Here is a 23,103-nt window from a genome sequence, read left to right as displayed (position 1 = left end):
TTTTTGAATGGATAAAGAATTACAACGCATTGCAGATGAGGTAGAAATGCTCTCCGGTAAATTGAGCGCCCTAAAGCAGGAAATTGGAAAAGTGATTATTGGGCAAGAAGAAACCGTATCACAATTATTGATTACATTTTTAGCCGGTGGTCATGCATTGTTAGAAGGCGTTCCCGGTTTGGCAAAAACTTTAATGATCAGAACTTTGGCGAATGCTATCGATTTAAAGTTTAAAAGAATACAGTTTACGCCCGATTTAATGCCTTCGGATATTATTGGAACCGAGATTCTAGAGGAAGACCATACCACAGGCAAAAAGTTCTTCAAGTTCAATAAAGGACCCATTTTTTCTAATATTATTCTGGCGGATGAAATAAACCGTACACCACCAAAAACACAAGCTGCATTGTTGGAAGCGATGCAAGAATTTGAGGTAACCTACGGAGATAAAACCTATCCTTTGGATAAACCCTTTTTTATTCTAGCCACACAAAACCCGATAGAGCAATCAGGAACGTTCGTTTTGCCGGAAGCACAGCAAGACAGATTCTTATTGTACATCAAAATAGGATACCCAACAAAACAAGACGAAGAAGCAATACTAAAAGCCACCACGGGAACATTCAAGAAGAAGCTGAACAAAGTCATTTCTGGGGATGATATTGTACGCCTGCAAGAGCTGGTAAGAGAGGTATCCATTAGTGATGCACTCATCAGTTTTGTGAGCGATATTATCCGTGCAACACGCCCAGAAACTACGACTGATGCTTATGTAAAAGACTGGGTAGATTGGGGTGCAGGTCCGCGTGCAGGTCAAGCAATGATCTTAACGGCAAAGGCTAATGCCTTGTTAGAAGGTCGTTTAGCCGTTACATTGAATGATATTAAAAGCGTGGCGCTACCAGTACTTCGCCATAGAGTTTTGGTGAATTTTAGGGCAGAAGCGGAAGGCATCACTTCAGATAAAGTAGCAACTCATTTATTGAATACGATAGAAATAAAAGGCAAGTAAATAATGCTTCATTATTGAGTACATGGCAAAACAAGACTATCACGATTTATTAAAACCAGAAGTCATCAATACCGTATCCGGATTATCACTGATATCTAGAATAGTAGTTGAAGGTTTTACATCTGGTTTAAATAGAAGTGCTAGTGTGGGTCCTGGTATGGAATTTAGTCAATACAGAGGCTACGAACCCGGAGACGATTTACGATTACTGGATTGGAAAATGTTGGCACGTTCTGGCAGGTATTATATTAAGCAATCGGAAATTGAAAGTCAGGTGACCCTTAAGTTCATCGTAGATGCCAGTGCATCAATGTTACATAAAGAAGCAGAACTCTCAAAGGTAGATTTTGTAAGGGTGCTGGTAGCAACCTTGGCATATATGGCACACAAACAAGGTGATGCCGTGGGACTTTTTGCACTAAACGAAAGTGATGTAGTCAGTATATATCCAAAAGCTGATAAAAAGCATTACAACAGGTTGCTGTTAGAATTGATTAAGCTTTCTAACACAGGTAAGTGGCCGGCAACCAACATTTCTAACAAATGCATACCAAATAGAGGAGGGAAGGAACTGATTTTTTTCTTGACGGATATGTATGAAACCAGCGAGGAGATTTCAAAATTTATTAAAGGATTGAAATCCGCCAGAAACGAGGTTGTGGTATTGCAAATTATGGGAGCTGCAGAAATGGATTTCAATTACGGTTCTAATATCACTTTTGAAGATTGGGAAACAGGAGCGCGCATAAAAGTGGATACCGAACAAGCGAAAACCGAATACTTAAATGCTCTTGAAAGCAGGCTAAAAAAAATCAAGGAAGAACTGCTGTCCAATGGAATTGACCATCATGTATTTAGAATGGATGCACCCTTGGGTGAAGCACTTCAATTATTTTTAAAACAACGAAAAAGACTCAGCTAATATGTCATTTGCAAATCCTTTGTATTTATGGGCTTTATTGGGACTTCTGGTTCCAATTGCCATCCATTTATGGAGTAAGAAGGAGGCAAAGACGATTAAGGTTGGCAGTGTTCAGTTGTTATCAGAATCAAAATCGAAACAATCAAACAGCATTCAATTGAATGAATGGTGGTTGTTATTGTTGCGCATGGGGATTATTTCGCTATTGGTGGTATTGATGGCAAAACCACAATGGCATTCAAAAGTGAGTAACAAAAGCCTAACTTATATAGTAGAACCCGAACTCACGCAGTACGCCTATTTCATGTCCCGATTTAATGCATTAGATGAAAGTCAGGAAATAAGACTTTTAAAAAAGAATCTACCAGTAAGAAATGAGGAGGAACAAATAACAAAGACTAGTGCTGTTCAAGATTATTGGGCATTAGCATCGGAAATGGATGATTTAAACACCGACAGTATCGTGGTCTTTACAACGGGATTTGCAAGCGGATTAAAAGGAGCAAGACCAGAAACCAAACATGATATTAATTGGATTGTAATCGACTCCGCCTTATCAAAAGAACACCCGTTACTGGCTTATAAAAAGGATGACGGATTACAATTATATATAGGTTTGAGCACTCCTGATGCAACAAAGATTACTAGTAAGATGATAACCTTAGGAGAAGACTATGCACTTATTTCTGCTGGTGATAGTCTGGCGATTTCAAAATTTAATCCGGAACAAAAAGTTCCTGTTGTCACTCAAAAAACCTTAGAAGTCTCGCTTTATTATTCCGATAGTTTAAAGGGGAATAAGACCTATATAGAAGCATCCTTAAAGGCACTGTCAATGTATTTGGATAGGGATATCAAAGTAATTTCTAAATTGGATAGCGAAGGACTTGAAAACAAGGAAGCGGATGTCATCATTTGGTTAAGCGATAAAAAACAACCAGAAATGAGTAAGAAGCTACTAGTTTGGAAAGAAGATGCAATGGCGCAATCTATCATAACAGCTGGGGGAGAGGATAACATCTATTATTTGACTAAGCATATCAACTCTGAAAATGCAGTATCAGAGCGGTTAACAGAGAAGTTGTTAGCGATTCTAGATGTAAATCAGGAGTTTGAAGAATTGTTGGCTAAGGTGGATAATCGTTCGGTTACAGCATCCGAATTGGAAACCACATATGTTGCCAGCGACGAAAAAGAAAAACAATTAGCGAGCTGGAATGTGAATCCGTATTTATGGTTAATGCTGCTATTATTGTTATTGGTAGAACGCATCGTGGCATATAAACGCAAACAGTAATGGAGACGGGCAAACTACATTTAATGAAGTTTCAAAAGCGATGGCAACTGCTGTCATATGCTGAAGCTGTTCTGTACGCTTTGGGCATTGCTATACTATGCTATTTTATAACTAAAAATTTACTAGTTGGCTTAGCAGCATTCGTTGTGGGATTAGTAGTGTTTATACTGCTGAAAAAACCTTGGCAGCACAATTTACATACTACAAGTTCATTTATAGATGCCCATGTTTCGGAAGCATCTTTCAGTACAGGGCTGTTATTGCAACCCGAAGATTCCTTACCCAATTTAGCCAAGCTACAACGCTATAAAGTATCGGAAGAGTTAACTAAAAGATTAGGTGCTATAACTCCGCCGAACGCTTTAAAACAAGCTTTGTTAGTGATGTTAGGGTGTATTATTCTTGGTTTTGTACTTCATAAGTTAGAGGTGTTTAGTGGCGTTGATAATGCATTGAACAATCCGAAGAATACAGAGCAAATTCAGTTCGTTGCAATAGACAGTGTATTGGAGAAAAGTAGTATTCCGGCAATTGAGAAGCAGGAAATTAGGGTTACTTATCCGTCATATACAAGATTGGGAAGTAAAACTACGACGGACCCAAATATTAAGGCAGTTACAGGCGCTAACATTTTATGGAAATTTCAGTTTGATAACACTGTTATTGAACCCGTTTTAGATGTAATGGGCGAATTAAAACCTTTACAACAAGTTGGGGCTGATTATCAAATTCAGTTGCCTTTAACAGAATCAGGGTTTTATAGTTTCAATTTTAAAAATGAAGAAGGAACAGAATTTACATCTGATTTGTTTTCGTTGGAAGCGATAGCTGATAATCCGCCAGAAATAGAAATTATTGGATTGGAACAGTACACGTATTTTGATTTTTCAGATAAGAAGGTGGTACAACTGCGAAGTTCAATAACCGATGATTTTGGAATTGATGAAGGCTACATTATCGCAACGGTAAGTAAGGGTACTGGGGAATCTGTGAAATTTAGAGAAGAGAAATTAAATTTCAAGGAAACCATCTCTAAAGGAACCAAATCTATACGAGCAACCAAAACACTGGATTTAAATGCCCTGAAAATGGAAGTAGGCGATGAGCTCTATTTCTATATCGAAGCCTTTGATGAAAAACAACTTAAACGAAACGTAGCACGAAGTGAAACTTATTTCGCCGTGATTAAAGATACGGTTGGTGAGCAATTTGGTGTAGAAGGAACTTTAGGCGTAGACCAAATGCCAGATTATTTTAGAAGTCAGCGTCAACTTATTATAGATACCGAGAAGCTGATAAAAGACAAACCGAACATTACTAGCAAGGAATTTAAGTCGAGAAGTAATGAACTCGGATTTGACCAAAAAGCATTGCGTTTAAAGTACGGACAGTTCATGGGCGATGAATCTGAGATGGAAGAAGCTCCCAGCGGGATCGAAAGTCTTGAAGAAGGTGAAGACCATGATCATCCTGAAGATCAAGAAAATATCTTAAAAGAATACTCGCACGACCACGATGGCGATAACGAGCATAATTTAGTTGCCGCTGAAAAAGCAGAAGAGGCTGAAGACCCGTTGCATGACTACATTCATAATCACGATGACCCAGAGGAATCTACATTATTTGAAGAATCGCTGAAAACGAAATTGCGAAAGGCATTAAGCATTATGTGGGATGCCGAATTACATTTGCGATTGTATGAGCCGGAAAAGTCTTTACCATTTCAATATGATGCCTTAAAATATATTCAAGAAATAAAGAACAGTGCCCGTATTTATGTACACCGAATAGGTTTTGACCCGCCACCGATTAAGGAAGATAGCAGACTTACCGGCAAAATAAAGGATATTAAAAATTACAGTAAAAATGAGACTATTACGGCAGAACGACCTTTTAAAGCCATTGAAGAGGTAGTAAGCCGTTTAGAGCAATTGGTACAAAAAGAAAGTGATTACAATGAGACTGATAATACCCTTTTTACCGCTGCAGGCAATGAATTGGCACAATTGGCGATTAAGAATCCGGGGAAGTATTTACAGGTATTACAAGGGCTAAAAAGAATTGAAAACAATACAGGTAGAACAATCGAAAACTATAGGTTTGTTCAAAAAGGACTGTTTTTGGCATTGCCACAAACACCCCAAAAACCTGGAGCTGAAAGGGCGTATATGGATGAAATCAATTCACTATTTCTAAAACAATTGGAAGTTTATGATTGATGGTTTCTCCTTTTTACAGCAAGAATTAATGATTCCCATTTTCTTAGGTGGTCTGCTGGTATTTGTAGCTTTCGTTTTTAAAGAATGGAAAACACGAAACAAGGGCAGGTTGGTAGTAAATACTATAGTTGCATTAGTAACTGTTCTTGCTTTGGTCTTCATTGTTTTAAAACCAACGAAAGAGGTCGAAATGCAGAATAGACAAGGACTTCTGTTAACCGAAGGCTTTAATGAAAAGCAGAAAGATAGTTTAGAAGCAGTTTTTAAGGGTATTCAGCCTGTGGAATACAATTCTAAAAAATCGGTTCTTAAGGCTTTGGATTCACTTACAAGCGTCATCATTGTCGGTAATGGAGTAGAGGAGTATGATTTTCATGCGTTTGATAGCATTCCCACAACCTATATACCTAATGAAATTCCGTCAGGAATTACGCTGTTAAACTTTACAAATCAACTTGTTTTAGGCGATGAATATCGGGTTACGGGAATGTACTCAAAACCAAAGTTAAGTACTCAGTTGGTATTACAAGATTCACGTGGTAATGGTTTGGATTCTATACCTTTTAAAGAAGAAGTTAATCATCATTTCTCTTTAAAAACAATACCAAAGGCGAGTGGTAATTTTGTCTATCAAATAGCCGAAAAAGATAGTGTAGGTAATTTGCTAGCATCGAATCCGCTACCGATTACAATTCGAGAAAAAGAACCGGTAAGCATCTTAATTATATACAACTTTCCCACGTTTGAAACGAAATACCTAAAGAATTTTTTAGCCGATGCCGGTTATGAGGTTACAGTACGTAGTCAGCTTACCAAAGACAAGTACAAGTTTGAATATTTTAATACGAAGGCATCGCCCGTTTATCAATTTACGGAGGAATCTTTAAATCAGTTCGATGTTGTTATTACAGATACGGAAACCTATTTCAATTTTGTAAAATCTGTCAAAAGTCATTTTGAAAATAGCATTCGTGAAAACGGATTAGGGTTATTTATTCAGCCTAGCGAGTTGTTATTCAATTTCGATGCAAACACTTCTTATTTTAGTTTTGAAAGAGACGGGATAAATGAAATTAAATTACCAAATACGAATATTACCGTAGAAAAAAATCCATTCAGGTTTAATGAAGCATTTGCTTTAAATTCTATCAATGCTGATGAATCTGGTAATTTATCCTATTACAAACAATTGGGCTTAGGTAGAGTGGCAACTACAACATTGTTAAATAGTTATCAGTTATTGCTAAAAGGAGAAGAGCAGGCATATGCAAGAATATGGACCCAGATTTTAGATAAGATTGTAAAGCAAAAAGCCTTGGCGGTGGAGTGGCAATCGCAAACGGAATTGCCTAAAATAGGAGCACCTTTTAATTTTGAGTTACGAACAGGTTTAGAAGAACTATCCGTCAAGAATACTGAAGGAAATCGTGTACCATTGCTTCAAAATTCAACAGTACTCTTTAAATATTCAGGCACTACGTATCCGAAGAAAAGAGGGTGGAATAGGTTAGAAATAGAAACTGACAGTACTTTACAATTTTCCTACTATGTATATGATGCCAACGATTGGAAAACTTTAATCGTATCAAAAAATATAGTTTCTAATGCAAAGCAGTTTGGCATTGATATTAAAAAAAATAGGACAGTTGTAGAAAACCGACCTATCTCAGTACTTTTATTTTATATCCTATTTTTAATAGGTATGGGATGGTTATGGTTATCACCAAAACTCTCCGCCGAAGGCTAAATCACTTTATTAATTTAGTGAGGTAATTTATTTTTTACTAATCCGTACACGAACGTACCTAAAAGAGCTCCGCCAATAACAACAAGAATAGCGTAGTAACCTGCGCCAGCGAGTACATACATTGGTCCGGGGCAAGCACCTGCCAAAGCCCAGCCTAATCCGAAAATGATTCCACCTATTAAATAATTTGTAACACCTTTTTCCTTTGGCTGCAAGTTCATTTCTGTACCACCGATTGCTTTTATGTTGAACTTTTTAATAAGCTGAATTCCTATTACTCCGAGTACAAGCGCAGAGCCTATGATGCCATACATGTGAAAGGAGCCAAATTGAAACATCTCATATATACGAAACCATGATGCAGCTTCAGATTTGTACATGATGATACCGAAAAATATACCTATGGTCAAATAACTTAAATACTTCATACTAGCTAAAAATTAGGGGGAATAAAAGGTGAATCATTACTAAGCCGCCAATAAAGAAACCGATAACGGCAATTAAGGATGGTAACTGTAAATTGCTGAGTCCAGATATGGCATGACCACTGGTACAACCACCAGCATAACGTGCACCGAAGCCCACTAAGAATCCTCCGATAATTAAAACAGCTAATACAAACGGGTCTGTAAGTTGTTGAGAGGCAAAAAGTTCAGGTGGTAAATATGCCTGCCCAGCACTTTCAATTCCATAGTCTGTAGAAAGCTGTTGTGCAATATCAGGATTAATCTTCACTGTATTATAAGACATGTATTTAGAAGCAATAAAGCCACCAATGACAGCACCAAGAACAACAACTAAATTCCAACGATCTGCTTTCCAATCGAATTTAAAAAAATCAGAGTATTTACCAGCACCACCAATTGAGCAAACTGTGCTAAGGTTAGAGGACATACCAAATTTTTTTCCTACAAAAAGTAGTATAAACATGGTAAGTGCAATTAAAGGTCCGGCCACATACCAAGGCCAAGGGTCATATAGTAAATTCATTGTTAATTATTTCTTGTTATTAGGAACTTAAAGAAGTGCAAAGAAAATAAATCTTTTGTTAACGCTGTTACAATGACAAGATACTAACTTTCAATTGGTATTAGATTTTCAATATTATAAGCACTTAAAAATTATATAATATGTTGAAAATCAATATATAGTTACCTGATATTTTTAAAAATTAAAAGGTGAATTATTACCAAGGAATTTAAATATGGATTTTTTAAAAAAAAGAAAATCTGTCTCCTATTTTTTCTTGACACCTAATTTTAATAGAATCGTTTCCAACAAACACCATTTCGTAAATGCTGATTGAATAAGATTTACGCCTATAAATACGGTAAACCAAAGCCAGTTTATATGTACATAAACGGCTAATACAACGCTCAATAATACCATTGTGCCTACTATAACTCTAAAATATGTGTTTAACATGCTGAATTTTTTTTAAGATAAAATTGATTTTTCAATGGGAACCACCACTGCCTTTATGGAGTTATTTGTTTCCAGATTTAGATTAAATTCTTTAATAAGTTGAAACAGTTTATCAATATTTTCGTTTTCGGTAAAAGAGAAGAAAAGGCTAGATTCTATTCCTCCCTTTTCACTAGGAAACCAACTTGCTGTACGAACCATAGATGTTAAGTTTTTATGACCATCTATACGACTTTCACTAAAACTATCAATGTTGGATTTTTTAAATAGTTTTAGAATTTCTTTTTCGAATTCTAATACCACGGTTACAATCAATAATTTCATAATTAGTTGTTTTTATTGTTGCACATTATTTTCATTTTCTTGCATTTCAACTTCTGGATAATTCTTTTTTTCTATCATATAGTACACTAATGGCACCACCAATAAAGTAAGAACGGTAGATACAATTGTTCCACCCATTAAAGAAATGGCCAAACCTTGAAATATAGGATCAAATAAGATGACGAAAGCTCCAATAACTACGGTGCCGGCAGTTAATAGTATAGGGGTTGTTCGTACCGCACCAGCTTCAATAGCAGCTTGCTTTATAGGTACACCTTCAGCTAAACGTAGATTAATAAAATCTATAAGTAGTACCGAATTCCGGACCATAATACCTGCCAGGGCAATCATACCTATAAAAGAAGTAGCAGTAAAGAATGCGCCCATAATCCAGTGTCCTAAAACAATACCTATTAAGGATAAGGGTATAGCTACCATCATTACGATTGGGGCTTTAAAGTTTTGAAACCAACCTACAATCAAAATATAAATCAGAACGATAGCTCCCATAAAGGCAATTCCTAAATCACGAAAAACTTCAAGTGTAATTTGCCATTCCCCATCCCACTTAACGGTATAGTCATCTTCAAAATCTGGCTGGCCTAAATACATTTCGTTAATACTATAACCTTTTGGTAAGGCTATCTCTTTAAGTTTTTCTTCCATACCTAAAATAGCATATGCCGGACTCTCTAATTTCCCTGCCATGTCTGCCATTACGTATACTACACGTTTTTGATTTTTACGGTAAATACTCTTGGCACTGATGGTTTCTTTAATATCCACTAAATCGGCAATAGGCACCATTGTACCCTGCTTAGAGGTAATTTTTAGTTGCGAAATATCTGTAATAGTTGACTTTTCTTTTTCATCTAAAGCCAAAACCAAACCAACCTGATTTATAGCATTCTCATCATACAAATTGGTAATAGCCCTGTTAGAAAGTGCCATGTTCATGGTGTAGGCAATTTGTTGGGGAGCTACACCGTAAAGCATTGCTTTTTCTTTATTGATCTCGAATTTATACTCGGTTTGATCAGCTTCCACTAACCAATCGATATCAACAACATCATCAGTGTTTTTCAGAATATCTTGTACGCTGTTTGCAATTTTTATTTGTTCCTCATAATCAGGTCCATATACTTCCGCTACAATTGTAGAAAGCACAGGAGGTCCTGGCGGAACTTCAACTAACTTAACATTGGCATTATACTTAGCGGCTATTTTCTGAATATCCGGGCGCAGTAAACTAGCAATATCATGACTTTGAGCAGAACGTTCTTCCTTATCAACAAGGTTTACCTGAATATCCGCCATATTACTACCACCACGTAAATCGTAATGGCGCACTAATCCGTTAAAAGTGATAGGAGCAGAGGTACCCACATAATTTTGATAATTAACAACTTCTGGTCTAGTAGATAAATATTGAGAAATTTCTTGAGCTACCACGCCTGTACGTTCAAGGGTAGTCCCCTCAGGCATATCAATCACCACTTGAAACTCATTTTTGTTATCAAAAGGAAGCATTTTTACAGCTACAGATTTGGTAAAGAACAATACCATTGAGCCCATAAGTAGAAGAAAAGTCAGTCCTAAAAACAACCAACGTTTGCTTTTGTTTTCAATTAGGGGGCGTTCATATTTGTTATAAATTTTGTAGATATAGGTTTCCTCTAATGGTTTTTCTACTTTTTCTACGTCACCTTTTTTATCTTTTTCTCTTAAGAAAATATACCCTAAATAAGGCGTTATAGTCAAAGCCACGAAAAGAGATAAAATCATGGCAATAGAAGCCCCAATAGGCATAGGTGCCATATATGGTCCCATAAGTCCAGATACGAATGCCATTGGTAGTACAGAAGCTATTACGGTAAAGGTTGCTAAAATAGTAGGGTTACCAACTTCGTTAATTGCATATAGTGCGGCTTGTTTAAAGGGTAGCCGTTTCATTTTAAAATGCCGGTGCATATTCTCGGCTATAATAATGGAGTCATCTACCACAATACCCGTTACAAAAACTAAAGCAAAAAGGGTAATTCTGTTTAATGTATAGTCAAGCATATAATAGCTCAACAGTGTTAATGCAAATGTGATGGGTACGGATAAGAACACCACCAAACCACCGCGCCAGCCCATGGCCAACATAACAACAAGTGTCACGGCAATGATTGAACCAATTAAGTGTAATAAAAGTTCAGACACTTTATGAGATGCTGTTTCACCATAGTTTCTAGTGATTTCTATATGTACATCATCTGGTATTAAAGTGGTACGTAAGTGTTCAACTTTATCAATAACAATGTCTGCAATTTTCATTGCATCGGCACCTTTTCTTTTCGCCACAGAGATAGTAACCGCTGGGTATTCAGATTTGTAATCAGCTACTTTATCACTTGCTCCGCCAAACCCTAAAGACACATAACTTTGAGGAACTTCTGGTCCGTCAATAATGTTTGCAATTTGCTTTAAATATATAGGCCGATTTTGTTGAACACCGACAACAAGGTTTTCAACATCGGTAACTGAAGCCAAAAAATTACCCGTATTTACTAAGAACTCCGTATCATTCTTATCAAAACTACCAGAACTCAATTGGGCATTATTAGCCTTTATCATTTCAGCAACAGATAAGAAATCCAATCCGCTAGCGGCAAGTTTATCCTTATCTAAAACAACACGTAATTGACGGTCTTGGTTTCCAATTTTATGCGTTATAGCTACATCATTTACTTTCTTGATTTCGCTTTCCAGTTCTTGTGCCATTTGGCTTAACTGGTACCCATCATAGTTCTCGCTCCATAAGGTTAGTCCAAGCATAGGTACATCATCAATAGCACGGGTTTTTACCAAAGGGAAGGTGACACCTTGTGGCATTTCGTCCATATGTTTATTGATTTCGTTGTACAATTTTACAAATGAACGTTCAATATCTTCGCCCACATAAAATTGAACAATGACCATGCCTTGCTCTTTCATTGAGGTTGAATACACATATTCCACCCCTTTAATGTTAGAGATTAATTTCTCTAAAGGTTTGATTACGCGCGATTCTACTTCAGCGGGACTTGCTCCAGGGTAGCCAACAAAAATGTCTGCCATAGGCACATCAATTTGCGGTTCTTCTTCCCTAGGGATTAAAAACGAACTGTATACCCCAATGACCATGAAAACAATCATTAAAAGCACCGTTAACTTGCTGCCTATGAATATTTTGGCAATTTTACCAGCTAAACCTTCCTTCATTATTTCTTTATTTTATTTGTGTGTTACCACCTGCGAAAGACAGGTGGTCGGGCTTTTCGCTTTTACTCCTCGGCATAAAAAATGCCTGTGGGGTAACCGCTACAATCCCTAACCCAGACTCGTTTATTGATTTGAGATTTTGGCGCCGTTAAATAATTTCCCCTCAGCAGAAACGATATATTGCTCGTCTGCCGATAGACCAGATAATACTTCCACTTGATCCCCAAAAGTTCTTCCTAATCGCAACCAGCGTAATAAGGCAGTATTACTTTGGCTTACCGTGTAAATTCCGGATAACTGACCTTTCTTTACAATGGCATCTAAAGGAATCATTACAGCAGAACTTGTTGTTTTTCGTGCAATAGGAAATTGTACTGTTGCGTACATTCCAGAAAGTACCTGTGCATCGGTTTTATCTAAAATGACTTTTACAAGATATTGACCACCGGTATTTTTAGATGAGGTACTTACTTCTGTAACTTTCCCCTTAATACTTTTATTTAATGCTTTTATTTGAACACTAACTTCGGTATCATTTTTAATGGCAATAATTTCAGATTCAGGTACCATAGCAAGTACTTGATATGTTCCTGGAGATTCTACTTCCATTAAAGCCATACCTGGGTTTGCCATATCGCCTGCATTAATAAATTTATTCGTTACCACACCGTTAAAAGGAGCACGAATATTGGCATATCCCATTTGAGCGTTAACCCCGTTTTTCATTTGTTTAGCAGATTCCACTCTTGCTTTTGCCATATTGTAATTGGCAGTGATATCATCTAGCTCTTTTTGTGAGGCACTATTTTCTTTAAATAGTGTAGTAAATCTGTTAAAGTCTTTTTCTGCATTGGTATACGCCGCTTCAGCTTCAGTTATACCGGCATTTACCTGTGCTAATTGCGCAGAAACATCAGCATTGTTAACGCTCATTAATAACTGTCCGTTTTGCACCTTATCACCAACACCAACATATATTTTATCTACATACCCCATCATTCTAGTGCTAATGTTTGCACTCTTGGCAGCTTCAATTTTACCACTAACTGTTAAAAAGGGATTACTACTATCTTCAGAAACTGTTTTTATTTGAACAGCAATAGCAGGTGAATTATCAACTACCGCTTTTTTATCATCGCTACCACAACTAGAGAACAAGATTGTTGCACCTAAAATGGCTGTGATTATATATTTTTTATTTTTCATCTTTATGTTTGGTATTTAGTAATTGTGAAATCCTATTCTTTCGTTAAAAACTGTACATACGCCAAGGCGTAATTATGTTGAAAAATTGTAGCGTAATATTCTAATTGCTTTTGAGAATATTGGGTTTCGGACATGAGCAAATCTGTAGTTTTTTCTAAGCCTTGTTCAAATCTATTGGTGCGTATACGCAATGATTCTTCCGATTGGTCTAACGCTAGTTTTGTAAGTTTTAATTTATTTTGAGCATCTTCAAAACCTCTTTTCGCTTTGTTAAGCTCTAGTTGACTTTCAGATTTATACTGCTCTAATTGTAATTTAGATTTATCATACTCCGCTTTGCTCTTTTGAGATTTTCCAAAGCGTTTGCTACCCTCAAAAAGGTTCCATTTTAATTCTGCTCCGAATAAATACCCTTGCGCTTGACCTTGAAAAATTTCATCGTCATGTAACTCATAAGTGCCAAAAGCATTTAAACGAGGTAAGAAAGCCATTTGGTCTGCTTTATGCATTTGTCTATAAGCTTCTGAAGCCAAATTCATTGCTAAAATATCTTTCCTGTTTTCAGATAGGTTTACAGCCGTTGCAGTCGCGTAATTAGTAATGGATAATGAATCCGATGGTTTTAAAATGTCGTTCTCATCAGCATTCATTAAAACTGATAGGTAGTTGCTAGCATTTAATATGTTACTTTTTGCATACTGTAATTGATTATCAATCTCGGTAACTCTTACTTCTACAGAAAGAACATCAGATTTTTGTAAATAACCTTGCTTATAACTATTGTTAGCAATACGTTTATTTTCTAAAGCAGTTTCTTGAGCTTTCTCTAAAACTGCTACGGTTTTATAAGCGAGTTGCAATTGCATATACGCTTTTTCAACTTCAAGAGCTAAGTAATCTTCTGTGCGGCCGGACTGTAGTTCACTAGCGGTGAGTTTAGCCTTTGCAGCTTTTCGCTGATATATACCATCGAAATTTATTAAGGGTTGTTGTATTTCGATTCTGGTTGAATAATCTTCAATTTGACTTGGGTCATTTAATAAATCTGGATTAAAATCTGCAGCAGTTAATATTTCCTGATTTAATTTTGAACCAAATGCCATTAAAGGATTAGTTGTCGCAATTGCCGTATGTGAAACGCTAATATTGGGCAATAAAATAGCATTGGTTTGATTGTAGTCACCCTTTGCTGATAACACATCTTGCTGTGCTATTTTAAGGGTGTTATTGTTCTCTTTTACTTTGGTTAACACTTCTTCTTTTGAAACAGATATAGTTTCTTGCGCCAGTGCCGAATAAAAGCCGAATAATAAAAGTCCTATTAATTTGTACTTCATCGTATTCATTTATTTGATACAAAATTAGTTCGGCAAAAAGGACTGTACAGTAACTAATGTTACCGAAGGAAGAATAATAAAATAATTGCTATTTTTTGGATAAAAAGAAAAAAGGCAATTCCTCACAGAAGTGCCTTGTTAAACAACCAATCAATCAAATTTTTATATAATTTTTACACTTACTTTTTTGATGGTTTAATAAAGATGTTACAAAATAATCCACCCATCAATCCACCATATAATGTACTGTTTAATGGTTTGGAAGTTATAGCGCACGTACCACTTATGCATCCGATTTCGGCATAGTATAGATAACCGGCTATAGCGCCGATGACTATGCCTATAGTGGTTATAAGAAGTGTTTTCTTATTCATTAATTATTAGCTTTTCTGGTACCGCCATGACCTCTAGCCACAACTAACATTATTTTTATGCTTAACCAGATGAACTTAAAAAACTGAATGATAGGGTTCATCATATAAAAGCGTTTCGATTTTGATATTCTTTGTGTCATTTTTTTGGTTTTAAGTTTTATTCTTTCGAGTTATCCAAGATGTAGTACTTGAAACTATTCAGGAATTAGCCACCAAAAAGGCTTCATTTTTGCTTTATATATAAAAGCATAATGCAGTGCTAATTTTAACCAGTGACCGGCTAAGCCAATTTCTCCAAATGTTTTGCCCAATTGCCTGCCCTGTGTATCAGGATACTTGTTATAATCTGGCACAATGGGGTAGGTGGTAATACTAACACCACTTCCTTTTGTTATTCCATAACCGGCAGATGCAATACATGCCGCACCCATATTGCCTAAAGAGCCTTTATGGTGTAAATCTTTTTTTCCATTAATAGTATCAATAATATTATCTGCCACTAATTTTGCAGTAATACCAGATGGCATTCCTGTACGAGGTGGGGCAGGAGATATAGCTGTTCCATTCTTACTTACCCGTGGTTTTGAAATTGCATGTGGAGGTGCAAAAGCAATACCAGGGGCAAATATGTTTTTGTACGACGGATTTTGATACGTTTCTGGCCAATCTTGTACGCTCCATTCTTCATAGGGTTTAGGGGAATAATCAGCATCTACAAGCATAAAACCTTTAAAAAGTTTTTCAGTAATATCTTGATTATTTTTGTCAAAGGCTTTAAAACCATGACCAGAGAATGCAGGTATTAACATAGCAAAATCGTATGTCTCAGATTTATACTCGCCATCTAGCGTTTCATAGTGTGCTACTCCATCTTCAATTTTATTGACTCCGGCACCTATAATCCATTTAATTCCACGGTCTTCAAAAACCATTTCCACCATTTCGCTAGATTTCATGATGTTGTTACCGTAGCTAAGGAGCATACCATCCATACCAAAATCACCTAACTGATGCTCATTGGCAATCCAAATTACTTCAGCCTTGTCACGTACATTATGTCTCCTTAACTCTTGTTCTACATTTAAAATGTATTCGAAAGCCGCACCTTGGCAAGTAGATTTTGCGTGTCCCGTTCCAATTAATATTTTTGCTTTTTTACCCTGTTTCATCTGCTGAATCAAGTCATTTAAAGCATGCCATGCATGTTCTGCATGGGTATAAGTACAAACTGAATATGCCTTATTTGTGCCAGGGTTTAACCCTTCTGTCATATCAAAGGCTAATTTTGGTCCTGTTGCATTAATAAGATAATCGTAGGTAATATTTTCAGTTTTACCTTTTTGTTCGCCATTTACATATTCAACTTTTACAAAAGGGTTTGGTGTTTCAGCATCACCTTCTGGATGAAAAGTGGTGACTTTTGCTTGTTTAAAACCAATACTTTTTTTCTTGTATAAAGGCGCTAAAGGAAATAGTATTTCTTCAGACTTCATACGACCAATACCAACCCAAATATTAGAGGGTATCCATTGGTAATTGCTATTTGGAGAAACCACTAAAACTTCGTGTTGTTTGGATAATTTTCTTCGAAGATGTGCCGCAGCTACATGACCCGAAATTCCAGCACCTAATATGACTATTTTTGACATTTTTTAGAATTTTGAAATTAAACTTATCATCGAAAAGAAATGTAGAATGATTTTGGTCAGGTTTTTCTTTTCGATTACGATAAAGTTCATCCTTTTAAAAACCAAATACAGTAACCTTTGTTACATAAGGAATTGTAATGCAACCGATTCAAAATCGTAACAGCTCGGTCATTATCCCAAATCGGATAATATCTAACCGATTTTGAAAATTGATATTGTAATAATCTACGCCGTGGTATAATTGAATAAAAAAACCAATGTCCTCTAAGAATTTGGGATGATAGTAAAACGTCAATCCAATGTTGAATCTTTTTAGATTAAAGGTGTCCCAATCGTTAATATTGTCTATTAGCCAAGTAGTTTCTGCCTTTAATGAAAAATCAGCTTTTATTGATCCTCTATGTCCCATTTTCATAGGAAGCTTGTAGGCAAAAAAAGCATTATGCCATCGAAAGCCACTATATTGCCCATGTAGTTCTTCTAACATCCAACTTCGGGGATGTATTTCAAACGAGCTTTTGAAAAATTTTGTAGCGTTCAATGTTTTGCTGAACCCAGTTTTTATAAACCCCAATTCTAAGAAATTGGTAGCGAAGTTGCCATTTTGGATATTAATTTCGCCTTGAGTAGTATAAAAATCGCCGTCCTGTCCGTTGGAATGGTGGGCAAACTTTCCAAAAATCGTATAATGGTTTGCAGGATTTTTATCACCTGTTAGATAGTAAAAAGTTATCTGGGGAATATAGCTGGGTGTTTTTACAGGATAAGAATTTTCATTATACATTCTAATCATAATCTGCGAAGTTAGTACTGCCATTAGGTTCGATTCTTTCCTATTTCTGATAATAAAATTCGGATTTACGTTGGCTTCGAACATTAACGGAGGTAGATTACCGATGTCTGTGGGAAAAGTAATGTAACTATCCTTTTGGTTTACACGCGCGATTTTTGCCAAATCAATGTTGGGTAGGCTGTCGATTTGCTGTTGTCCATAAATCGTTCCTATAAAAAGAAAAGGCAATATCAATATGTACTTAAGTTGTTTCATCTAACCTTCACCCATCCATTTTTTTGGCTTATGTGCTTTTTTGACCAATTTGAATTTTTTGATGGCGTGGGTTTTGATGTGTTCTGCCATTTCTTCTACAGAATCGGTCACGAATAATAGTTTCATGTCCTCGGGACTAATACTTTCATTCTCAGCCATAATCTGAATGTGATGGCAGAGTTCTTTATGATACTCTGAACCGAAAATAACGATAGGGAAATCATGTATCATTTTAGTCTGTATCAACGTAATGGATTCGAAGAGTTCATCCAAAGTCCCCATTCCTCCAGGCATTACTACAAAGGCGTAAGAATATTTTATCAATAGAAATTTCCGGACAAAAAAGTAACGAATGTCTATCCATTTATGCAAATACGGATTCTGCTTTTGTTCAAAAGGAAGTATAATATTGCAACCTACCGAATATCCGCCCGCTTCGTAAGCTCCCTTGTTCGCGGCTTCCATGATACCAGGTCCACCACCTGTCATTACCGTAAATCCTAAATTTGCCAAAGACGCGCCTACCGCCTCGGCCTGAACATAGAATGGATTCGACTCATTAAATCGTGCTGAACCAAAAACAGTAACACAGGGACCAATAAAATGCATTTTTCTAAAGGCTTTGATAAAGCTGAACATGACTCTAAACGAAAAGAATAGCTCTTTGAACCTAGACAACGGCCCTCGTAGAAATAATGATTCTTCGGTCTGTAAACGATGGTTATTGTTATTTTTCATCAAGTGGTTTTTTTATAACTCCATACCGCTAAAACATTCATAATTAATGCGTAAACAATAGTTTTAAATATTTGAGGATAGATTTCAGTTATACCAGCCCCTTTTAACATGACCATACGCATAACCTCTACAAAATATTTAACAGGGTTAAACTCTGTTAGTATTTGTGCCCATTGCGGCATACTTTCTATTGGGGTGAAAAGACCACTCATTAAAATAAAAATCACCATAAAAAACCAAGCGATGAACATTGCCTGTTGTTGGGTATCCGTAAAGTTAGATATGAAAAGACCAATGCCTAATATAACTAGAATGTAGATAATTGTATAGCCATACATAAGTGGAATACTTCCTAAAATAGGAATATTAAAAAGAAGTTTAGCAATAATTAACCCTACCGTTAAAAGTACAAGTCCAAGAATTAAAAACGGAAATAACTTGCCAATAATAAATTGATATTTTTTAATTGGGGTTACATTAATTTGCTCTAATGTGCCAATTTCTTTTTCTCGTACAATATTCATTCCTGAGAGAAAAAGTGTGATCATAGTAACCAATAACACCAAAATACCAGGCACCATAAACGTTTTATAATTTAAGGTCTCGTTGTACCAAAATGAAGGTATAGTTGTAATGCGCTGTATTTTATACTTACCGGAATCAGTCATTACCAATTCAGCTCTAGCATTGGCATTGAATTTTTGTATTATTTGGTTTACATAAACATTTTCAACTCCTGCGGCCGCCCCGTCAATAGCGTTAATTTTTACAGATAATCCAGTCTTTTTTTCTTTTAATAAATTTTTTTCAAAATGAAGAGGTATTTCCAAAACAACATCTACATAGCCTTCTAACATATCGGCATTAGCGAGTTTAGCAGATGGAAAATTAGAAATGACATTGAAGTACTTAGAAGCATTGAATTTTTCAATTAAATCTCTTGAAAAGGAAGTTTTATCATGATCAATATATCCAAACTTTACGTTCTTAACTTCGAAAGTAGCAGCGTTAGATAGGATGACTAATTGTATTAATGGCAACACAAATATGATAGGAAGCATAGCTTTATTTCTAAAGATTTGCTTAAATTCTTTCTGAATAATGTATAAGATTGTATTCATTATTCCAGTCGGGTTTTATATTTTTTTACGCTTATTGCGATAAAGAATAAAGTCATACCTATTAATATCAAAGTTTCTTTCCAGAGGTAGGCTAATCCTACACCTTTTAGCATAATTCCTTTTAAAATAATAATGAACCACTTGGCAGGGATAATGTTGCTAATTACTTGAAGTGGAAGCGGCATGCTTGTAATCGGGAATATAAAGCCCGATAATAAAATAACAGGTAGCATTAACCCCATAAGTGAAATCATCATTGCCGTTTGTTGTGATGCCGAAACAGTGGAAATTAAAATGCCTAATGACAACGCATTTATTATAAATAAAATAGTTTCCGCAGCTAGTAAAAAGTAATTACCTGCAATGGGCATTTTAAAAATAAATATGCTTAGGAGAATAATTATGATTGCGTTGATGACAGATAGAAAAATATAGGGAACTACTTTACCAATGATTACTTGTAAAGGTTTTAAAGGAGAAACCAAGAGTATTTCCATAGTGCCCAATTCCTTTTCTCTAGTAATAGAAATGGAGGTCATCATAGCTGAAACTAGCATTAATATGATGGTCATTACGCCAGGAACAAACATGAAAACACTTTTTAATTCCTTATTGTAGAACAACTGTGTTTGTGTATTAATTTGATAAGGAGTCACAATGTCCTTATTAATCAGCTCTTGGTAATTTTGTAAAATTGCTCCAGTATAATTACTGATTGTATTTGCTGTATTTGGGTCTGTAGCATCAGTTAAAATCTGAATGGTTGCTTGATTTTCGGTTTGTAATTTTTTGCTAAAATCTTTCTCGAAGTTTAAAACGGCTTTAATTTTTCCTTTTTTAAAAGCGGTTTCAATTTCGTTTTCATTATCTAAATAATCTTTGACACTAAAATACTTGGAGGCAGAAATTTTTTCTATTATTTCTTTTGTACTTGCATCTTTAGAATGATCAAGAATAGCAATATCTACATTATTTATTTCATTGGTTATTGCAAAACCAAAAAGCATTACTTGAACTATTGGCATACCAAATAAGATGAATAGAGAGCGCCTATCACGAAAAATGTGATAAAACTCCTTTTTTACAAATCCAACGAATCGTTTCATTTTAAATGTTTATTCAAGATTTCTAGCCAGCTTTAAAAAAACTTCGTTCATAGATGCTACGTTATACTGTTCCTTTAAATTCTTAGGGGTATCTAATGCTTCTATTTTACCGGCTACCATAATCGAGACTCGGTCACAGTATTCTGCCTCATCCATATAATGTGTAGTAACGAAAATAGTTTTACCCTTATCTGCTTCTCTATAAATCATTTCCCAAAACTGTCTTCGAGTAATAGGGTCGACACCACCTGTAGGTTCATCTAAAAAAATAATTTGTGGATTATGTAATAACGATACAGAAAAGGCCACTTTTTGTTTCCAACCCAAGGGTAAAGAACCTACCAGTTTATCTGCCTCTTCATGCAAATTCAGCTCATCAATAAGGTCTTGAGATTTCTTTTTAATATCATTTTTTTTAAGACCATAAATACCACCAAAAAAAGTGATGTTTTCCCGTATAGTTAAGTCATTGTATAATGAAAAACGCTGGCTCATATATCCTATATTTTTCTTCACTTCTTCAGGGTGTGTTTTTACATCAAAACCAGCAACCATAGCTTCCCCAGATGTGGGTTTAGAAATTCCAATTAGCATTTTCATTGCTGTAGTTTTCCCAGCACCGTTAGCACCTAAAAAACCAAAAACTTCTCCTTTTGCAACATGAAAAGAGATATTGTTGACCGCAAAGAAGTCACCAAATACTTTGGTTAAATTTTCTACCGATATGACATGTGTATTTTTCATTTTGATAATTCCATAAAGCTATCCTCAATAGTAGGCGCTGTCTCAAAAACTTCAATATTTGTATGCTTTTTATCTTTCAAAAATTGAATCAGATTTTCGGTCTTGAAATCGGGCGCATTACTTGTAAAATGCATGTATTCTCCAAAAGGATATGCGCTGTGGGTTTTTGGGAATTCTTTCAAATCTTTAATTAGTTGATAGGTTTCAGCCGCTTTAACTTTGAATATTTTCTTAGGAAAAGATGAAATAATTTCCTCTGGTGTGCTTAATTGTAAAATTTGTCCGTCTGTTATTAAAGCAATACGATCACAAAGGGCAGCTTCATCCATATAAGGTGTGGACACCAATATGGTAATGTCTTTTTTTTGTAATCGTTTTAGCATTTCCCAAAACTCCTTTCTAGATACTGGGTCTACACCCGTTGTAGGTTCATCTAAAAACAACACTTTTGGTTTGTGTATTAAAGCGCAACACAAAGCAAGTTTTTGTTTCATTCCGCCCGATAATTTCCCAGCCCTTCTATTCTTGAACGGTTCTATTTGAATATAAATGTCTTTGATTAAATCGTAATTTTCTTCAACAGTAGTTCCGAAAATGGTGGCGAAAAAATTAAGATTTTCTTCAATGGTAAGGTCTTGGTAAAGTGAAAACCGACCAGGCATATAGCCCACATGATTTCGAATGGCTTTGTAACCACTAATCACATCATAACCGGCAACAGTCGCTTCGCCTTTATCCGCTACAAGTAACGTCGTAAGAATTCTAAATAACGTAGTTTTGCCCGCCCCATCAGGACCTATTAGGCCAAATAATTCTCCCGGTTTTACTTCAAAGGAAATAGCATCTAAAGCTTTTACCTTTTTGTACGATTTACTTATATTATTTACAATTATGCTCATTTCGTTTTTAAATTAATAATGCCTTAGCTTTTGCCATTAGTTGAAATAATCATAATACCCTTCTAAGTGATTTTTGATATTCGAAGTCAAGTAATTCCCTTCATTCGTACTTTCTACATTTTGTAACATTTCTATTTTTTCGATAAGCGGAAGTAACCAAACATGAAGGTTGTCGTGAGACGCTCCTTTCATAGTACATTCTTTGACTACCATGTTTTTAACTTCGTTTAAGCGATTGCCCAGTTTTTTATATTCGATGGTATTCCATTTCTTGTCTTCGTTAATTAACGATAGCATCGTCATAACACCCTCAGTGGTCTCTTTATTCGCATTCCATTTGATGTTGTTATTTAGCACGATATTGTTTACCCATGCATCGTTTGGTTTTTTGGTTTCACCAGAAGTACCCTCAATTTTTTGGGGTTCGTTGGTTATTTGAAGCTTTTCAGGGCTTGCCTTTTTGTCCTGTTTACAACCTATAATCCCTAGTGTTACAGCCGCAATAATTAGTGTTTTTTTCATGACTTTTCCGTTTGAATTGTGTTTGAATTTGTAGTTTTTATTCGGTTAATCAAAAAGAAAATTAGCAACCAGACAACTACTCTAAAAATCATGGCTTTAATACTTTCTGTGGCCACACTTTCACTAAAAAAGTAGAGGTAGTTTAATATTGCTGTATGTAGACAAAG

Annotated in this window: 22 protein-coding genes; 5 read left to right on the top strand and 17 right to left on the bottom strand. The window is 35.7% G+C overall.

Features of this window, described 5'->3' with window-relative positions; all coding sequences use genetic code 11:
- Positions 1-7: 7 nt before the first annotated feature.
- From BTR34_RS01580 to BTR34_RS01560, 5 genes are read left to right on the top strand one after another with little or no spacing between them, the layout of a single operon-like run.
- A complete protein-coding gene (locus BTR34_RS01580; protein ID WP_068486921.1) occupies positions 8-1,012 on the top strand; it encodes an AAA family ATPase in 1,005 nt (334 codons plus the stop codon).
- Positions 1,013-1,034: 22 nt separating this feature from the next.
- A complete protein-coding gene (locus BTR34_RS01575) occupies positions 1,035-1,934 on the top strand; it encodes a DUF58 domain-containing protein (protein ID WP_068486923.1) in 900 nt (299 codons plus the stop codon).
- Position 1,935: 1 nt separating this feature from the next.
- A complete protein-coding gene (locus BTR34_RS01570; protein ID WP_068486925.1) occupies positions 1,936-3,231 on the top strand; it encodes a BatA domain-containing protein in 1,296 nt (431 codons plus the stop codon).
- Positions 3,231-5,450, top strand: a complete 2,220-nt coding sequence (locus tag BTR34_RS01565) for a hypothetical protein (RefSeq protein ID WP_068486926.1) — start codon at positions 3,231-3,233, stop codon at positions 5,448-5,450. Before BTR34_RS01570 ends, BTR34_RS01565 begins: the two co-directional genes overlap by 1 nt.
- Complete coding sequence (locus BTR34_RS01560; protein ID WP_068486927.1) at positions 5,443-7,197, top strand: hypothetical protein; 1,755 nt, start codon at positions 5,443-5,445, stop codon at positions 7,195-7,197. Before BTR34_RS01565 ends, BTR34_RS01560 begins: the two co-directional genes overlap by 8 nt.
- 14 nt (positions 7,198-7,211) lie before the next feature.
- Here the strand turns inward: BTR34_RS01560 and BTR34_RS01555 are convergent, their stop codons facing one another.
- From BTR34_RS01555 to BTR34_RS01480, 17 genes are all read right to left on the bottom strand, one after another.
- On the bottom strand, positions 7,212-7,625 hold the full coding sequence (locus BTR34_RS01555) for a DUF6691 family protein (RefSeq protein WP_068486928.1): 414 nt from the start codon (positions 7,623-7,625) through the stop codon (positions 7,212-7,214).
- 1 nt (position 7,626) lies between these two features.
- A complete protein-coding gene (locus tag BTR34_RS01550; RefSeq protein ID WP_068486929.1) occupies positions 7,627-8,187 on the bottom strand; it encodes a YeeE/YedE family protein in 561 nt (186 codons plus the stop codon).
- A gap of 246 nt (positions 8,188-8,433) precedes the next feature.
- Positions 8,434-8,622, bottom strand: coding sequence for a YgaP family membrane protein (locus tag BTR34_RS01545; RefSeq protein ID WP_068486930.1), 189 nt, complete (start codon positions 8,620-8,622; stop codon positions 8,434-8,436).
- Positions 8,623-8,634: 12 nt separating this feature from the next.
- Positions 8,635-8,946, bottom strand: coding sequence for a hypothetical protein (locus tag BTR34_RS01540; protein WP_068486932.1), 312 nt, complete (start codon positions 8,944-8,946; stop codon positions 8,635-8,637).
- Positions 8,947-8,958: 12 nt separating this feature from the next.
- A complete protein-coding gene (locus tag BTR34_RS01535; protein WP_068486934.1) occupies positions 8,959-12,192 on the bottom strand; it encodes an efflux RND transporter permease subunit in 3,234 nt (1,077 codons plus the stop codon).
- Positions 12,193-12,315: 123 nt separating this feature from the next.
- On the bottom strand, positions 12,316-13,398 hold the full coding sequence (locus BTR34_RS01530) for an efflux RND transporter periplasmic adaptor subunit (RefSeq protein ID WP_068486936.1): 1,083 nt from the start codon (positions 13,396-13,398) through the stop codon (positions 12,316-12,318).
- 32 nt (positions 13,399-13,430) lie between these two features.
- Entirely contained in the window at positions 13,431-14,735 is a 1,305-nt protein-coding gene (locus BTR34_RS01525) for a TolC family protein (protein WP_068486938.1), read from the bottom strand.
- A 179-nt stretch (positions 14,736-14,914) separates the two neighbouring features.
- Positions 14,915-15,109: a DUF6132 family protein gene (locus BTR34_RS19015; protein WP_074472081.1), complete on the bottom strand. Its 195-nt coding sequence runs from the start codon at positions 15,107-15,109 to the stop codon at positions 14,915-14,917.
- Complete coding sequence (locus BTR34_RS18885; protein WP_197496207.1) at positions 15,109-15,249, bottom strand: hypothetical protein; 141 nt, start codon at positions 15,247-15,249, stop codon at positions 15,109-15,111. Before BTR34_RS18885 ends, BTR34_RS19015 begins: the two co-directional genes overlap by 1 nt.
- 54 nt (positions 15,250-15,303) lie before the next feature.
- Positions 15,304-16,758 carry an NAD(P)/FAD-dependent oxidoreductase gene (locus BTR34_RS01515; protein WP_068486940.1) on the bottom strand — a complete coding sequence of 485 codons (1,455 nt, stop codon included), beginning with the start codon at positions 16,756-16,758 and terminating at the stop codon, positions 15,304-15,306.
- A 148-nt stretch (positions 16,759-16,906) separates the two neighbouring features.
- Positions 16,907-17,806: a hypothetical protein gene (locus BTR34_RS01510; RefSeq protein WP_068486942.1), complete on the bottom strand. Its 900-nt coding sequence runs from the start codon at positions 17,804-17,806 to the stop codon at positions 16,907-16,909.
- Positions 17,807-18,544, bottom strand: a complete 738-nt coding sequence (locus BTR34_RS01505; protein ID WP_068486944.1) for an LOG family protein — start codon at positions 18,542-18,544, stop codon at positions 17,807-17,809. It abuts the gene before it with no gap.
- Positions 18,544-19,665 (bottom strand): ABC transporter permease, encoded by a 1,122-nt coding sequence (locus BTR34_RS01500; protein ID WP_068486947.1) that lies wholly within the window; start codon positions 19,663-19,665, stop codon positions 18,544-18,546. Before BTR34_RS01500 ends, BTR34_RS01505 begins: the two co-directional genes overlap by 1 nt.
- On the bottom strand, positions 19,665-20,771 hold the full coding sequence (locus BTR34_RS01495; RefSeq protein WP_068486949.1) for an ABC transporter permease: 1,107 nt from the start codon (positions 20,769-20,771) through the stop codon (positions 19,665-19,667). Before BTR34_RS01495 ends, BTR34_RS01500 begins: the two co-directional genes overlap by 1 nt.
- A gap of 9 nt (positions 20,772-20,780) precedes the next feature.
- Positions 20,781-21,515, bottom strand: a complete 735-nt coding sequence (locus BTR34_RS01490) for an ABC transporter ATP-binding protein (protein WP_068486951.1) — start codon at positions 21,513-21,515, stop codon at positions 20,781-20,783.
- Positions 21,512-22,414, bottom strand: coding sequence for an ABC transporter ATP-binding protein (locus BTR34_RS01485; RefSeq protein ID WP_068486953.1), 903 nt, complete (start codon positions 22,412-22,414; stop codon positions 21,512-21,514). Before BTR34_RS01485 ends, BTR34_RS01490 begins: the two co-directional genes overlap by 4 nt.
- Positions 22,415-22,450: 36 nt before the next feature.
- Positions 22,451-22,936, bottom strand: a complete 486-nt coding sequence (locus BTR34_RS01480; RefSeq protein WP_068486955.1) for a hypothetical protein — start codon at positions 22,934-22,936, stop codon at positions 22,451-22,453.
- Between the last annotated feature and the right edge of the window lie 167 nt (positions 22,937-23,103).

This window comes from Maribacter hydrothermalis (assembly GCF_001913155.1).
In the GTDB taxonomy this organism is placed as follows: domain Bacteria; phylum Bacteroidota; class Bacteroidia; order Flavobacteriales; family Flavobacteriaceae; genus Maribacter; species Maribacter hydrothermalis.
The sequence above is the reverse complement of the archived record's forward strand: the minus strand, read 5'-3'. Positions and strand labels throughout refer to the sequence as shown.

Excerpts from the sequence above, each read along its gene's own strand:
- BTR34_RS01580 (WP_068486921.1), top strand. The coding sequence starts at position 8 with ATGGATAAAGAATTACAACGCATTGCAGATGAGGTAGAAATGCTCTCC.
- BTR34_RS01575 (WP_068486923.1), top strand. The coding sequence starts at position 1,035 with ATGGCAAAACAAGACTATCACGATTTATTAAAACCAGAAGTCATCAAT.
- BTR34_RS01570 (WP_068486925.1), top strand. The coding sequence starts at position 1,936 with ATGTCATTTGCAAATCCTTTGTATTTATGGGCTTTATTGGGACTTCTG.
- BTR34_RS01565 (WP_068486926.1), top strand. The coding sequence starts at position 3,231 with ATGGAGACGGGCAAACTACATTTAATGAAGTTTCAAAAGCGATGGCAA.
- BTR34_RS01560 (WP_068486927.1), top strand. The coding sequence starts at position 5,443 with ATGATTGATGGTTTCTCCTTTTTACAGCAAGAATTAATGATTCCCATT.
- BTR34_RS01555 (WP_068486928.1), bottom strand. The coding sequence starts at position 7,625 with ATGAAGTATTTAAGTTATTTGACCATAGGTATATTTTTCGGTATCATC.
- BTR34_RS01550 (WP_068486929.1), bottom strand. The coding sequence starts at position 8,187 with ATGAATTTACTATATGACCCTTGGCCTTGGTATGTGGCCGGACCTTTA.
- BTR34_RS01545 (WP_068486930.1), bottom strand. The coding sequence starts at position 8,622 with ATGTTAAACACATATTTTAGAGTTATAGTAGGCACAATGGTATTATTG.
- BTR34_RS01540 (WP_068486932.1), bottom strand. The coding sequence starts at position 8,946 with ATGAAATTATTGATTGTAACCGTGGTATTAGAATTCGAAAAAGAAATT.
- BTR34_RS01535 (WP_068486934.1), bottom strand. The coding sequence starts at position 12,192 with ATGAAGGAAGGTTTAGCTGGTAAAATTGCCAAAATATTCATAGGCAGC.
- BTR34_RS01530 (WP_068486936.1), bottom strand. The coding sequence starts at position 13,398 with ATGAAAAATAAAAAATATATAATCACAGCCATTTTAGGTGCAACAATC.
- BTR34_RS01525 (WP_068486938.1), bottom strand. The coding sequence starts at position 14,735 with ATGAAGTACAAATTAATAGGACTTTTATTATTCGGCTTTTATTCGGCA.
- BTR34_RS19015 (WP_074472081.1), bottom strand. The coding sequence starts at position 15,109 with ATGAATAAGAAAACACTTCTTATAACCACTATAGGCATAGTCATCGGC.
- BTR34_RS18885 (WP_197496207.1), bottom strand. The coding sequence starts at position 15,249 with ATGACACAAAGAATATCAAAATCGAAACGCTTTTATATGATGAACCCT.
- BTR34_RS01515 (WP_068486940.1), bottom strand. The coding sequence starts at position 16,758 with ATGTCAAAAATAGTCATATTAGGTGCTGGAATTTCGGGTCATGTAGCT.
- BTR34_RS01510 (WP_068486942.1), bottom strand. The coding sequence starts at position 17,806 with ATGAAACAACTTAAGTACATATTGATATTGCCTTTTCTTTTTATAGGA.
- BTR34_RS01505 (WP_068486944.1), bottom strand. The coding sequence starts at position 18,544 with ATGAAAAATAACAATAACCATCGTTTACAGACCGAAGAATCATTATTT.
- BTR34_RS01500 (WP_068486947.1), bottom strand. The coding sequence starts at position 19,665 with ATGAATACAATCTTATACATTATTCAGAAAGAATTTAAGCAAATCTTT.
- BTR34_RS01495 (WP_068486949.1), bottom strand. The coding sequence starts at position 20,771 with ATGAAACGATTCGTTGGATTTGTAAAAAAGGAGTTTTATCACATTTTT.
- BTR34_RS01490 (WP_068486951.1), bottom strand. The coding sequence starts at position 21,515 with ATGAAAAATACACATGTCATATCGGTAGAAAATTTAACCAAAGTATTT.
- BTR34_RS01485 (WP_068486953.1), bottom strand. The coding sequence starts at position 22,414 with ATGAGCATAATTGTAAATAATATAAGTAAATCGTACAAAAAGGTAAAA.
- BTR34_RS01480 (WP_068486955.1), bottom strand. The coding sequence starts at position 22,936 with ATGAAAAAAACACTAATTATTGCGGCTGTAACACTAGGGATTATAGGT.